The 12,374-nt window shown below is 64.3% G+C and carries 15 protein-coding genes; 6 read left to right on the plus strand and 9 right to left on the minus strand.

Going from position 1 to position 12,374, the window contains the following annotated elements:
* Window positions 1-9: 9 nt before the first annotated feature.
* Window positions 10-657: a glutathione S-transferase family protein gene (locus tag ACTJI5_RS02190; RefSeq protein ID WP_440859241.1), complete on the plus strand. Its 648-nt coding sequence runs from the start codon at window positions 10-12 to the stop codon at window positions 655-657.
* 60 nt (window positions 658-717) lie between these two features.
* Here ACTJI5_RS02190 and ACTJI5_RS02195 read toward each other — a convergent pair whose 3' ends face one another.
* The 8 genes from ACTJI5_RS02195 to ACTJI5_RS02230 form a co-directional block, all read right to left on the minus strand.
* A complete protein-coding gene (locus ACTJI5_RS02195) occupies window positions 718-1,263 on the minus strand; it encodes a F0F1 ATP synthase subunit B family protein (RefSeq protein ID WP_058538406.1) in 546 nt (181 codons plus the stop codon).
* A complete protein-coding gene (locus ACTJI5_RS02200) occupies window positions 1,256-1,753 on the minus strand; it encodes a F0F1 ATP synthase subunit B family protein (protein WP_440859242.1) in 498 nt (165 codons plus the stop codon). Before ACTJI5_RS02200 ends, ACTJI5_RS02195 begins: the two co-directional genes overlap by 8 nt.
* A 71-nt stretch (window positions 1,754-1,824) precedes the next feature.
* Window positions 1,825-2,055: a F0F1 ATP synthase subunit C gene (locus ACTJI5_RS02205; RefSeq protein WP_037515205.1), complete on the minus strand. Its 231-nt coding sequence runs from the start codon at window positions 2,053-2,055 to the stop codon at window positions 1,825-1,827.
* A gap of 42 nt (window positions 2,056-2,097) precedes the next feature.
* Window positions 2,098-2,850, minus strand: coding sequence for a F0F1 ATP synthase subunit A (locus ACTJI5_RS02210; RefSeq protein WP_058538404.1), 753 nt, complete (start codon window positions 2,848-2,850; stop codon window positions 2,098-2,100).
* Between the two features lie 60 nt (window positions 2,851-2,910).
* Window positions 2,911-3,240 carry an AtpZ/AtpI family protein gene (locus ACTJI5_RS02215; protein WP_037515490.1) on the minus strand — a complete coding sequence of 110 codons (330 nt, stop codon included), beginning with the start codon at window positions 3,238-3,240 and terminating at the stop codon, window positions 2,911-2,913.
* 371 nt (window positions 3,241-3,611) lie between these two features.
* The gene (locus ACTJI5_RS02220) at window positions 3,612-4,013 is read right to left on the minus strand and encodes a YdbL family protein (protein ID WP_082639883.1); all 402 of its coding nucleotides are present in this window, start codon (window positions 4,011-4,013) and stop codon (window positions 3,612-3,614) included.
* Window positions 4,014-4,027: 14 nt separating this feature from the next.
* Window positions 4,028-4,186: a YnbE family lipoprotein gene (locus tag ACTJI5_RS02225; protein ID WP_440859243.1), complete on the minus strand. Its 159-nt coding sequence runs from the start codon at window positions 4,184-4,186 to the stop codon at window positions 4,028-4,030.
* A 53-nt stretch (window positions 4,187-4,239) separates the two neighbouring features.
* Complete coding sequence (locus ACTJI5_RS02230; protein ID WP_440859244.1) at window positions 4,240-7,398, minus strand: YdbH domain-containing protein; 3,159 nt, start codon at window positions 7,396-7,398, stop codon at window positions 4,240-4,242.
* Between the two features lie 169 nt (window positions 7,399-7,567).
* On the opposite strand from ACTJI5_RS02230, the gene radC reads away from it, so the two are divergent.
* Window positions 7,568-8,245, plus strand: coding sequence for a RadC family protein (gene radC / locus ACTJI5_RS02235; RefSeq protein WP_440859245.1), 678 nt, complete (start codon window positions 7,568-7,570; stop codon window positions 8,243-8,245).
* A gap of 207 nt (window positions 8,246-8,452) precedes the next feature.
* On the plus strand, window positions 8,453-8,860 hold the full coding sequence (gene rnk / locus ACTJI5_RS02240) for a nucleoside diphosphate kinase regulator (RefSeq protein ID WP_440859246.1): 408 nt from the start codon (window positions 8,453-8,455) through the stop codon (window positions 8,858-8,860).
* A gap of 85 nt (window positions 8,861-8,945) precedes the next feature.
* Here the strand turns inward: rnk and ACTJI5_RS02245 are convergent, their stop codons facing one another.
* A complete protein-coding gene (locus ACTJI5_RS02245; protein ID WP_058538401.1) occupies window positions 8,946-9,413 on the minus strand; it encodes a hypothetical protein in 468 nt (155 codons plus the stop codon).
* A 515-nt stretch (window positions 9,414-9,928) separates the two neighbouring features.
* Here ACTJI5_RS02245 and purB point away from each other — a divergent pair.
* The 3 genes from purB to pyrF all read left to right on the plus strand — a co-directional run bounded on the left by purB (window position 9,929) and on the right by pyrF (window position 12,330).
* Window positions 9,929-11,245 (plus strand): adenylosuccinate lyase, encoded by a 1,317-nt coding sequence (gene purB, locus ACTJI5_RS02250; protein ID WP_440859247.1) that lies wholly within the window; start codon window positions 9,929-9,931, stop codon window positions 11,243-11,245.
* 69 nt (window positions 11,246-11,314) lie between these two features.
* A complete protein-coding gene (locus tag ACTJI5_RS02255; RefSeq protein ID WP_439511906.1) occupies window positions 11,315-11,659 on the plus strand; it encodes a lipopolysaccharide assembly protein LapA domain-containing protein in 345 nt (114 codons plus the stop codon).
* The gene (pyrF, locus tag ACTJI5_RS02260; RefSeq protein WP_056374956.1) at window positions 11,656-12,330 is read left to right on the plus strand and encodes an orotidine-5'-phosphate decarboxylase; all 675 of its coding nucleotides are present in this window, start codon (window positions 11,656-11,658) and stop codon (window positions 12,328-12,330) included. Before ACTJI5_RS02255 ends, pyrF begins: the two co-directional genes overlap by 4 nt.
* Window positions 12,331-12,374 lie beyond the last annotated feature (44 nt).

Below are 12,374 nucleotides of genomic sequence, written 5' to 3' on the forward strand. Positions count from 1 at the left end.
ATTGCAGGCATGATCACTCTATACGGCGAAGGACGCGGCTTCCGTGTTGCCTGGTTGCTCGAAGAAATGGGGCGCCCCTATCGCGTACGGCCGGTCGATCTGCTCGGCGGTGTCGAACAGGATACCGAATTCCTGGCGATCAACCCTGCCGGATTCATCCCTGCGATCGTCGACGGCGACACGGTGATGGTCGAATCGATCGCGATCATGGAATATCTGCTCGCGCGCTACGGACCGGGCCCGCTTGCGCCGACGCCCGACGACGCGGCGTTCGCGACCTATCAGCAATTTCTCCATATGGGCGAGGCGGGCCTCGCGGGTCCGATCAACGCCATCGTCGCGACGAACATACTCGCCCCCGAAGCCGAACGGGAAAACTGGACCACGGGCTGGGCGCTCGGCATTTTCAAGAGCCGCCTCGGCCTCGTGAGCCGCCAGCTTGCGCGTACGCCCCATATCGCAGGAGACAGCTTCACCGCCGCCGACATTTCGGTGACCTACGCGCTCCAATTCGCCCAGCGCACGATCGGCTTCGCGTTGGGTACGGTGGAACTGGACTATGTCGAACGAACCACGGCGCGCACGGGATATCGGCGCGCGATGGACAATTTCCCCGCGACAAAGGCGTGGGTCGCGGGATTGGCCGGCGCGAACTAGCCCCAAAGCAAAACGCCCGCGGAAATCCGCGGGCGTTTCGGTAATCGGCGATGGAAAGGCTCAGCCCTTGGCGACGCCCGCGATAGCCTGATCGACCAGCGCCTTGTCGGCCGTGGCGTCATGCTTTTCGGCAATCAGCGCGGCGGCGGCTTCGGTCGCAGCCTTCGCAGCGGCCGAGCGGACTTCGCTAAGCGCGGTTGCTTCGGCCGCGGCGATGCGGTCTTCAGCCATCTGCTTGCGGCGGCCGATCAGCGCGGTGGCGTCGGCCTTGGCTTTGGCGACGAGCGCTTCGGCCTCCGCATCGGCGCGGGCGCGCATCTCGTCGGCTTCCTTGGCGGCGTCGGCGAGCTTCGCCTCATATTCGGCCTTCAGCGATTCGGCGTCGAGACGCAGCGCTTCGGCTTCCTTGAGCTGCTTCGAAATCTCGGCAATCTTGTTGTCGAGCATGCCCGCGACCATCGCCGGCACTTTCTTCCACAGCAGGATCGCAATGAAGATCGCCATCGCGATCGAAACCCAGACCGTGGCGTCGATGAAACCGAACGATGCCGGCTCGACATGCACTTCACCTGCCGCTTCGGACAATATGGTCAGAACATTAGCCATGGAGCACCGCCTTCACCGCTGCCTTGGCGTCCGCCGCGGCAATTTTCACGCCCGACAGCTTGGCGACGAGGTCGCCCGCTGCTTCGGCCGCGACCGATTCGATTTCAGCCATCGCCGAAGTGCGCGCCGCGTTGACGTCGGCTTCGGCCGCCGACAGCTTGTCGGCGAGTTCGGCGTCGACCTTTGCCAGACGCTTTTCGGCGTCTTTCGCGGCCTTGTCTTTGGCGTCGGTTACCGCCTTTTGCGCAGCGGCGCGGCTTGCGTCGCTTTGCTGGCGGTAGCTTTCTTCGAGGTTGTCGGCGGCGGCATGCGCGGCTTTCGCCGCGGCCAGATCGTCCGCCACCTTGCGGTCGCGTGCGTCCACCGTCGCCTCGATCTTCGGCAGCATGCCGCGGCCGATGACGAAAAAGACGAAGCCGAAGGTCAGCAGCACCCAGAAAATCTGCGATGCGGCGTACCAGCTTTCAGCGAATTGGCTGATTTGAGGCATGGATTTACTCGACCGACAAAAGAAAAGCAGTCGCGGGGCCGGCTTTTAGCGAGCCGGCCCCGCAGACGAAATCAGGCTGCCTTGAGGTACAGCAGGATTGCGATCAGGAACGACAGCAGGCCGAGAAGTTCGGCAGCCGCGAAGCCGATGAACAGGCGGCCCTGCTGGCCGTCGGCAGCAGCCGGGTTGCGCAGCGCGCTTTCGAGGAAGCTACCGAAGACGTTGCCCACACCGATGGCGGCCATACCGGCACCGATAGCGGCCAGACCGGCGCCGATGAGCGAAGCAGCTTGAACGTCCATTTTATACTCCTTGGGAAAAACGTTGATTATACAGTTGAAATATCAGTGCAGATTGACCGCGTCGTTCAGATAGAGCGACGTGAGCAGCGCGAACACATAAGCCTGGATACCCGCGACCAGCAGCTCGAGGCCGCTGATCCCGACCATCAGCGCCATGCTGGGGATGCCGACGCCCAGACCGACAGCCGGACCGGCAGCGATCCCGTCGATGATGAACGAGGCGAACACCTTCATCAGCACGTGGCCAGCGGTCATCGCGACGAACAGTCGGAGAGCAAGGCTGAACGGGCGAACAAGGAACGACACCAGCTCGATCACGGGGATCAGCCACAGCAGCCACCAGGGCGTGCCGTGCGGGACGAAAAGCGAGAAGAAATGCAGGCCGTGGCGCCAGAAACCGACGATCAGGACGATCGAGAAGCTCAGGATCGCGAGAAAACCGGTGATCGTGAAGTGGCTCGTCACGGTGAAAGGATGCACGCCGAACAGGCCGAGCGGCATCAGCCCGATCACGTTCAGCATCAGGATGAACATGAAGAGCGAGAAGACATAGGGCGTATATTTGCGGCCTTCGGGGCCGATATTGGCGTTCATCATGCCCGAAATGAAGCCGGTGAAGCCTTCGACGGCGACCTGCCAGCGGCCGGGGACGAGCTGGCGCTTCATCCCGCCGATCATGAAGACCCACAGAAGAAGGCCGGCGACGACCATCCACATCGCGCTGGTCGTAAAGGCAACCTCATGATTGCCGACATGGAACATGTCGAACATCTTCTGCACCTCGAACTGGTGCATCGGGTCCACTTTGCCTTGATCCGCCACGCGATACCTCGCCTAAATCCCAGTAATTCAGCTTCAATCCGGCTTTGAAGGCCGGATATTCGCTATTCGAAATATGCTTCTGAAGGCGACGACTATTCCAAGGAACAGCACCACCAACAGGCCCCAGGGTGCGGTGCCGGCAAAATGATCGATCGTCCAACCGACCAAGGCGCCGCCACCGATACCGCCCAGCAGTTCAGCCAGAACGCGGTTACCGAGCTTATAGTTAGCATCGGTCTCCGGTCCGGCGTTCACTGCGGTCCGTTTTGCTTCTGCGGCTTCGGCCCGGTCCAATCGCTCTTCGAGCGAGACCAGGCGCGAATCCTCCGAAGCTGGTTCCGGATCGCTGCCATTCCCCGTCATTTGTGCCATCCTCCTGAAACAGAGCCGATATCCATCGATTCCGCCTGCGAAAAAAGGCCCGAAAATTCGGGGGACCCCTAAGGCGCGGTCCGTTTAGGAACGACGCCCGATTAAGTCAATGCTTGTGCGCAGGTGCACAAAATTGACGCCGCGGAGGCGCGCAAAAATGCCGCCGACCTCTCCTCCCCGTTCGCATCGAGCGAAGTCGAGATGCCGCGAGGTCGCACGCCGCCGGGGGGTGTCTCGACTTCGCTCGACACGAACGGATATCGAGTATGGATTTCGTACCTAAAACTCGCAAAAATGCCGCCGCGTTTAGGGGCGCGGCGGCATCTGAGGACCCGCAGGCCCCTATTATGCGGCTTGTTCGATTACGGGCAGCGTGCGTCGCGTTCGGGCGGGCTGCCGTCGCGGGTTTTCCAGGCGCCGCCGGGCGTCTGATATTTTTCGCCCGGCTTGGTCTGCGCGATCAGGTTGCAGCCGCTGGTAAAGGCGAACTGCTCGACCGTGCTGCCGGTCGACTGCGCGCTCGCGGTATAGGCGGCCTTGCGCTTGATATTGAGGTCCTGCACCAGCGCGCGGATCGCCGGGGTCGGCGTGGTCGCGAACCCCAGATAGCCGTCGACCTGCTCGCCGATCTGCCCCGCGGCACGCGCGGCGGCATAGGCGGGATCGCGCTGCGCCATCGCCGACGGCACGGCCAGCGCAACGGCGGCGGTGGCCGCAATCGCAGCAAGTGCCAGTCCGGTCGGTTTCCACATCGTCTTGGTCATCTTCTTGTTCCCCATCAGAATATCTCGCTATTCTGCTCGATGAGCTTCTTGGCGTCGCCATCCAGCCTGTACACCACTTCCTGACGGATGTTGATATTCAGGTTGATTTCGATCGGCTTGTCGGGAGTGTCGATCTGGACGCAGCCCGCAAGCGCGGCCGCCCCGATCGTCACTGCAACATACCTATAACCTATGGCCAGCCTCCTAGCTCCAGTCTTGGGTATCTTCATTGCACGGGCTCGCTTTCTGGGGGCTGAACGGGGACGATTGTTGCTTTTTTCGCGTCTTCCTGCGCGCGGATCAGCGCGGGCAGATTCTGTTCGATGAGCAGCGACGGGTCGTAAAAGCCCTTCGCCGATGTCAAAAGCTGGCGGAACGGCGCCCGAATCTTCACGTTGAAGATCAACGGCAGTTTCGCGACCTGGTTGGTCAGGAAATTACGCGTCGCGCCTTCGCCCTGCCCCACGCCGCCAAAGCGGATATCGGTCACCATTTCGCCGTCGAGGTCCCCGTTCAGGATGATCGTCAGATCATCATATTTGAGGCTGCGCAGCGCGCCAAAGGCAAAATTGGCGATGACACCCAGATTGCGGTTCGACAATTCGCCGACATAAGCGAGCGTGCCGCCGCCGCCGCGCGAATCGATGCGGCCACCCACGATGCGCCCGCCCATCCCATCGAACTCGACCGGCAAGGTTCCGTCGAACACGCCCGTCGCGTTGATATTGTCAAAGCCGAAGCTTTGCAGGAACACCGCCGCATCGACCCCGACGATATCGAAGGACAGCCGCCGCGCTTTCTCCGTGCCGAAATCGAGCGTCGTCGGATGGAGGAGCAACTGCCCGCCGCCAAAGGGCCAGCTCCCGCCCTCGACCCGGACACGATTATTGTCGAGCAACTGATATTCGATCTCGCCGTCGACGACCGGAATACCCGGGTTGATCTCCTTGATCTTCGCGATCTGACCCGGCGCCGATCTAAGGCCAATCAGGTCGTCGAAACTGAGCGTCGTCGTCAGCCCCGTCACCGGTCCAAACGCCGCGGCGAGGCTGGCGTCGGCGGTCGCGAAGGTTCCGCGGCTCGTGACGCCGTCGGCGGTCCATTCGATACGGCCGTCGCCGACCACTGAACCTTGCACGTTGGCCACGACGCCGAGCGCGAGACTGGTCAGCTGGTCGGGCTGGAACGCCTCGTTGAACCGCAGCTCCTTGACGACAAGGTCAGCCGTACCGCTGCTGTCGGCAAACCGGTGGCGGATCAGCGTGTCGAGGATTTTTGTTCCGGTCTTCTGCTCGCTGAAACCCGCCTTCGCTTCGATCATCCCGTTCGCGAAGCGCAGATTCGCTTCATTGCTGACCAGCGGGAAGAAGCGCGGATCGGGCGCCGCGTCGGTGAGCAGCAACCCGCCGTCGAGCGTCAGCGCGCCATTCGCGAAGCGCCATTGCCCCGCAATCTCGCTCATGTTCAGGGGCACCGCGCCGATCTTGCTGCTCGCACCGTTGAGATCGCCCGCCATACCTTGCGGCGTCGCACGCCCGGTCAGACTCTCAGCGGCAAAGCGGGTCACGCTCTCCCCCTCGCCCAGCCGGATATCGGCGCGCGCCAGCGACCAGCGCATCGCGGACAGGTCGATGTTCGCCGGGCCGCTTTTCAGGCTGAACGGCGAACTGCCGCTCGTCCCGCGCAGTGCAATACCGGGAATGCGGATATCGCCGCGAAGCCCGTCGGGCCCGGCGCTGAGCAGCGGCGCGCCCGGGCGACTGCACAGGTCGATCGCGCTGCGGCCTAGCCGGAAGCCGCTGACCTCGATCCGGTCGGCCGCGACGCGGCTGCATCCTCCGTCGAATGCGAGAGCTCCGGTCGGGGCGAGAAAGCCGTTCAACGGCACCGTCAACCGCTCGACGCGCCCGCCCGCGAGCGGCCCCGACAGCGTCGCGGCCGTTGCGAAGCGCAGCAACCCGCCCGCGCCGCCCGAAAAACGCACCGGCGTCAACGCCAGCCGCGCGCCTTCGGCGCCATAAGGATCGAAGCTGGCGAGCCCCGTCACCCTTCCCTCGGCGCTGCGATCGATACTCAGCGTTCCCGACGGCAGGTCACCGCCCGCGATGCTCCAGCGTCCCGTCGCAATCACCGCGGGCTCGTCCGCGCCATAAAGATAGCCGATGCGGCTGTCCGTGCTGCCGGTGAAATGCGCACCGCTCGCGCTCGTCAGTTCGGGCGCGATCAGGTCGACGCGCGCCGTTGGCCCTTCGCCCGCAAGCGCGAAGCCCGCGCTACCGCTCGCATCGGCGAGCACGCGGCTCAGCGCGCCGACGGCCTTCACCGCGAGAGGCCCGACCGGCGTGCCCGCCAGCCCGCGCGCGCTTTCGGCGAGCGAGCGCCGCAAATCGGCACTGCCGCTGGCCCGAGCAAAGCTGATCTGCCCGTCGAACTTCGGCGCAGCGCTACCGACGCTGCCCCCGGCTTCGAGGTTTACAGTCTCGGCCGCGAAATCGGCGCCGCGCAGGCGCGCCATGTCAGCATCGATGTCGAGCTTTGTCAGCACCGCGGTGCCGTCGAAGCGAGCCACCACGCCCATCCGGTCGGCCGCAACGGTTCCCGCGACAAGGCGCGCGATGCTCGCGTCCGCCTTGCCCTTCCAGCTTTGCAAATCCTCCGACAGCGAAAGGTCGAGCGCGACCTGCGGTGACGCGGCGGTAACGCTGCCGTCTGCGCAGCGCAGCGAAGCGCCACGCAAAGGACCGACGAGCTGCGGCCGGACGTCGCGGACGAGAAGCGTGCCGTAGAAGCTGATATCGTCGCCGCTGCACCCCGCCGTCGCAATGCGCGGCGCGACGAGCGCGAGCTTGCCAGTGAAATCGCGGCGCAGATTGCCGCCGCCGCTCAGCGCCGCACCGATATTGCCCCACGGCGTTTCGACGCGGGCTCGCGCATCGCGCAGCGCGACCGACAGGTCGGGCAAGGCGAACGGATCCTTGCTCGTCGGGTCGCGGAACTTGTCGAGCGAGCCGAACGACAGGCGGCCGTCGACGAAGCGGCCATAAAGCCGAACGCCCTCGGCATTGATTCCCGAAACATAGGGGCCGCGCCAGCCATAACCGAGCAGGACCTCGACGCGCTTCGCGGTCAGGTCGGGATGCTTCGGGTCGCCGATGACAATGTCGGATAGTTGCTCGCTGCGAAAGCCGATCCGGTCGATCCTATAGCGCGCAGGAACATCGCGGCTTTCGAGCTGGTCGCGAATGAATTCATCGGCGATCGGCTCGCGCGCAATCCAGACCCCTGCGATGAGGATGATTACGGCGCCAGCGGTCAGCCAGCGCTTTTTGAACAGCAGCTTTCGATATTTCCACCGCGGTTTTACGCCGTCTTCCGTGTCAGTCATGGAATATGGCCGATGACGTCATGGCGGCAAAAACTCGTCCCTCGGCCCGAACCCCGTTCAGGGCACAAACGCCGGAAATCCCGTTTCGATGCAGGAATTTGATCCGGTTCGCCATCTTCCTTACCCTATGACCGTTGAGTGCGCCTCACAAGGCGGTTATTGCCGCATCATGGGGGATACGCCGGACCATCTTGGGCATCGCGCGCGGTTGCGTGCTCGCCTGCTCGACGACGCCGAAGGCTTGGCCGATTACGAGCTGGTCGAATATCTGCTCACGCTCGCAATCCCGCGCCGAGACACCAAGCCGCTCGCGAAAGCGCTGCTCCGCGAATTCGGTTCGCTGGCGCAGCTGGTCAGCGCCGACCCCGAATCGCTGCGCCGGATCGACGGGCTCAGCGATACCGGCATTGCGGCGGTGAAGATCGTCCAGGCCGCGAGCCTGCGCCTGCTTAAAGGCGAATTTCGCGACAAACCGTTATTGTCCAGCTGGGACGCGCTGCTCGACTGGCTGCGCGCCGACATGGGGCCGATCGACGTCGAGCGCGTTCGCGTGCTCTATCTCAATTCGCGCAACATGCTGATCCGCGACGAACTCGTGAGCGAAGGGTCGATCGACCAGTCGGCGATCTATGTTCGCGAAGTCATCAAGCGCGCGCTCGAACTCGGCGCTTCGGCGATCATCCTTGTCCACAACCACCCCAGCGGCAGCCCCGAACCGAGCCGGCAGGATATCGCGATCACCAAGGATATCGCCGGCGCCGCCGCGAAACTTGGAATCGCGCTCCACGATCACATCATTATCGGCGGGTCCGATTACCGCAGCTTTCGCGCGATGGGGCTGCTCTAGCCAAATTTGACTTCCGCCGCCCGCGGCCACATCATCGGGGCCATGCAGATTCGGCGCAGCCTTCTCCATTTCCGCCATCACGGGGGACAGCTTCTCGCGGGCATTTAGCCCCGGGTTCCGGCGCGCTCGCCCCGAACCCGGGGCACCTTCCGTCCAGACATTGCCGCGCGTGGCCAGCCGCCGCGCGCCAGCCGGAAAGTCCGCGCCATGACCAAGAAGAGAAACGGGGCCGCGATGCCCCATATCCGCATGATCGACAGCGAAGCCGACGTGCTGACCGAACTGACCCTGCAGCAGCAGCGCGATTCGGTTCGCTTCTATGAATTGCTGCTCGATGAGATCGATCGCGCCGCGATCTGCGAACGCACCAGAATCCCGCCCGACGTCGTGACCATGGGCTCCAACGTCACGTTCATCGATGAAAAAACCGGCGCCGAACGGACAGTGCGCCTCGTATATCCCGCCGAAGCCGACATATCGGCCGGGCGGATGTCGATCCTGACGCCGATCGGGGCGGGCCTGATCGGCCTCAGCGTCGGCCAGTCGATCAACTGGCCCGATCGCGGTGGCATCGAACACCGGTTGACGATCGTCGCGGTCGAGCAACCCGCTTAGCTGGCTGCAAACGGCTTAGCTTGCTGCAAACGGCGATGCAGCCGCCGGATCGCTCCGACGGCTGCACCACCCCGCGGGACGCCGTTTAGGCGCCGCGCGACAGGAAACCGGTCAATTCGGTCTTGTTGACCGCGCCCGACTTGTCGCCATCTGCCGATGCGAAAGCCTGACCAATCCAGGTCTTCACCTCGGCCGATTCGACGTCCGCGCTCGGATCGGTCGCTGCACGCAGCTTCTTCATCCACGCGCCGAACTCGGTTTCGTTCAGGTCGCCATTCTTATCCCCGTCATAGGTCGGGAATTCCTGGTCGACGATCTGCGCAATCTGGGTCGGCGTTGCCGCTCCACCCGAAGGCGCGGCCTGGCCCGAAGCCGGCGGGGTCGACGCATCGGGTGCCGGGGCGGGTTCAGCCGGGGGCGTCGATGCGTCGGGTGCCGGAGCCGGCTCGCTCGCCGCCGGCGGTGTGGTCGGGTCCGACGCTGGGGCAGTCGTCTGAGCCAGGGCCGGGAAACTCACGGCAGCGGCGCCGATCAAAAGCATCTGTTTCAACATGGTCTATCTCCTGTGTGCGGGGTTATTCGGGTTCCGCTTCGGGCTTTTCTTCGGAATCCGGAGCAGGCTGGTCAGCCGGAGGGGCGGGCTCAGCCGCGGGGGGCGTATCGCTCGGGGTCGCGTCCTCGGTGGGCGCCGTTTCATCCGTCGGCTTCGTTTCGTCCGTCGGCTTGCTATCGGGCGCGGGGGCCGTGGTGTCGGTCGGCGCCGGCTGCGACTGCGTCGTGGGGGCCGGCTCTTCGGCCGGGGCAGTCGTCTGGGCCAAAGCGGGGAAACTGACAGCCGCCGCGCCAATCAAAAGCACTTGTTTCAACACATTTATTCTCCTGTAACGGCGACTTCGATGGTCACTGCGACCCGTCGCCTTTCTGATGGGGCATAGGAGCAACCCATCGTCTTTCCGCAAAGTTGCGCGCCCTCGGCATTTGGCGAAACGCCCCGTCCCTGCTACGGGGCGCCCCATCGTGGTTCCGCGTGGATTCCGCGATAAGGCGCCCGAAAAGGAAGGAAATTCAATGGTTCCGCGTTACGCACGGCCGGAAATGACCGCGATCTGGTCGGCCGAGAATCGGTTTCGCATCTGGTTCGAGATCGAAGCGCACGCGACCGACGCCCTTGCCGAACTCGGCACCGTGCCGAAATCGGCCGCCAAGGCGCTCTGGGACTGGTGGGCAACGAACCCGGTGATCGACGTCGCCGCGATCGACGCGATCGAGGCGGTTACCAAGCATGATGTCATTGCCTTCCTGACGTGGGTTGCCGAGAATGTCGGCGACGAAGCGCGCTTCATGCACCAGGGCATGACCAGCTCGGACGTGCTCGACACCTGCCTCGCGGTTCAGCTCAGTCAGGCGGCCGACATATTGCTCGCCGATCTCGACGCGCTGCTCGGGGCGATCAAGCGCCGCGCCTATGAACATAAGCTCACCCCGACGATCGGCCGCAGCCACGGCATCCACGCCGAGCCGGTGACCTTCGGGCTCAAGCTCGCCGAAGCCTATGCCGAATTTTCGCGATGCAAGCTGCGCCTCCAGGCCGCGCGCGCCGAAATCGCGACCTGCGCCATTTCGGGCGCGGTTGGCACCTTCGCCAATATCGATCCGCGCGTCGAGGCGCATGTCGCGGCCAAGCTCGGACTCGCGATCGAGCCCGTTTCGACGCAGGTGATCCCGCGCGACCGCCACGCGATGTTCTTCGCGGTGCTCGGCGTCGTCGCGTCGTCGATCGAACGGCTGTCGGTCGAAGTCCGCCATCTCCAGCGCACCGAAGTGCTCGAGGCCGAGGAATATTTCTCGCCGGGCCAGAAGGGCTCGTCGGCGATGCCACACAAGCGCAACCCGATCCTGACCGAGAATCTGACCGGCCTCGCGCGCATGGTGCGCAGCGCCGCGATCCCCGCGATGGAAAATGTCGCGCTGTGGCACGAGCGCGACATCAGCCACTCGTCGGTCGAACGCTTCATCGGCCCCGACGCGACGATCACGCTCGACTTCGCGCTCGGACGCCTGACCGGCGTGGTCGACAAGCTGCTCGTTTACCCCGCGCGGATGCAGAAGAATCTCGACCGCATGGGCGGGCTCGTCCATTCGCAGCGCGTCCTGCTCGCGCTGACGCAGGCAGGCGCGAGCCGCGAAGAAAGCTATGTCCTCGTCCAGCGCAACGCGATGAAGGTCTGGGATTCGGACGGCCAGCTCTCGCTGCTCGAACTGCTCAAGGCCGATACCGACGTCACCGCAAAGCTCTCGGCCGACGAGCTGACCGCGCTGTTCGACCTCGGCTATCATATGAAGCACGTCGACACGATCTTCGACCGGGTGTTCGGGGCGGCATAGCTCCCGGACTGGAATCGCGCGGCAATCTGTCATAGGGTCGGCGCCAGACCGACAGAGGAGCAAGACGAAGTGGGCATCCTGCGAACGATCATCTGGGTCTCGTTGACCGCCATCCTCGTCATTTTCGCGATGGCGAACTGGATTCCAGTCACCGTCACAATCTGGCCGGGACAGGTGCTCGACACCAAATTGCCCGTGTTGATCCTCACAGCGTTCCTTATCGGCAGCGTGCCGATGTGGATCGCGCTGCGCACGACGCGCTGGTCGATGAAGCGCCGCCTCGACGCCAGCGAGCGGCAGGCGGCCGATTTGCGCGCGCTCGCCAACCGCCCCGTCGAAGTCACCCCCACCGCAACGCCGGTCAACGACATCCCGCCCGCCCCATCCGACCTTTTCTCCACGGACAAGCCATGACTTCACCGCTTTATCTCGCCATCGACACCACGCACCTCGATGCCGCGCTGACGCTGGCGCAAAAGGTGCGGCGCCACGTCGGCGGGCTGAAGCTCGGTCTCGAATTCTTCTGCGCCAACGGGCATCACGGTGTGCATGAAATGGCGAAGCTGGGCCTGCCGATCTTTCTCGATCTCAAGCTCCACGACATTCCCAACACCGTCGCCAAGGCGATCCAGGCGCTGCGCTCGCTCGAACCGGCAATCATCACCGTCCACGCCGCGGGCGGCCGCGCGATGCTCGAAGAGGCGAAGGCATCCGCGGGCACGAATACCAAGGTCGTCGCGGTGACCGTGCTCACCAGCCTCGACGCGCCCGATCTGGAAGACATCGGCGTCGGCGGCAACCCCCACGATCAAGTCGTCCGCCTGGCGGCGCTAGCCCGCGAAGCCGGCCTCGACGGCATTGTCTGTTCGGGACAGGAGGTGAAAGCAGCGCGCAAGGCTTGGCCCGGTGGCTTTTACGTCGTCCCCGGGGTGCGCCCCGCGAACGGCAAGATCGGCGATCAGAAACGCGTCGTCACGCCGGCACAGGCGATGGCCGACGGCGCCTCGATCCTCGTCGTCGGCCGCCCGATCAGCCAGTCGGCGGACCCCGACCTCGCCGCGCGCGAGATTGAAGCGACGCTTTAAAGCCCTTTCCCATTCCCGTTCGTGTCGAGCGAAGTCGAGACACC

Source organism: Sphingopyxis sp. 22461 (assembly GCF_052044915.1).
Classification (GTDB): domain Bacteria; phylum Pseudomonadota; class Alphaproteobacteria; order Sphingomonadales; family Sphingomonadaceae; genus Sphingopyxis.

Coding starts and splice junctions, on each gene's coding strand:
- ACTJI5_RS02190 (WP_440859241.1), top strand. CDS start 10: ATGATCACTCTATACGGCGAAGGACGCGGCTTCCGTGTTGCCTGGTTG.
- ACTJI5_RS02195 (WP_058538406.1), bottom strand. CDS start 1,263: ATGGCTAATGTTCTGACCATATTGTCCGAAGCGGCAGGTGAAGTGCAT.
- ACTJI5_RS02200 (WP_440859242.1), bottom strand. CDS start 1,753: ATGCCTCAAATCAGCCAATTCGCTGAAAGCTGGTACGCCGCATCGCAG.
- ACTJI5_RS02205 (WP_037515205.1), bottom strand. CDS start 2,055: ATGGACGTTCAAGCTGCTTCGCTCATCGGCGCCGGTCTGGCCGCTATC.
- ACTJI5_RS02210 (WP_058538404.1), bottom strand. CDS start 2,850: ATGCACCAGTTCGAGGTGCAGAAGATGTTCGACATGTTCCATGTCGGC.
- ACTJI5_RS02215 (WP_037515490.1), bottom strand. CDS start 3,240: ATGACGGGGAATGGCAGCGATCCGGAACCAGCTTCGGAGGATTCGCGC.
- ACTJI5_RS02220 (WP_082639883.1), bottom strand. CDS start 4,013: ATGACCAAGACGATGTGGAAACCGACCGGACTGGCACTTGCTGCGATT.
- ACTJI5_RS02230 (WP_440859244.1), bottom strand. CDS start 7,398: ATGACTGACACGGAAGACGGCGTAAAACCGCGGTGGAAATATCGAAAG.
- radC (WP_440859245.1), top strand. CDS start 7,568: ATGGGGGATACGCCGGACCATCTTGGGCATCGCGCGCGGTTGCGTGCT.
- rnk (WP_440859246.1), top strand. CDS start 8,453: ATGACCAAGAAGAGAAACGGGGCCGCGATGCCCCATATCCGCATGATC.
- ACTJI5_RS02245 (WP_058538401.1), bottom strand. CDS start 9,413: ATGTTGAAACAGATGCTTTTGATCGGCGCCGCTGCCGTGAGTTTCCCG.
- purB (WP_440859247.1), top strand. CDS start 9,929: ATGGTTCCGCGTTACGCACGGCCGGAAATGACCGCGATCTGGTCGGCC.
- pyrF (WP_056374956.1), top strand. CDS start 11,656: ATGACTTCACCGCTTTATCTCGCCATCGACACCACGCACCTCGATGCC.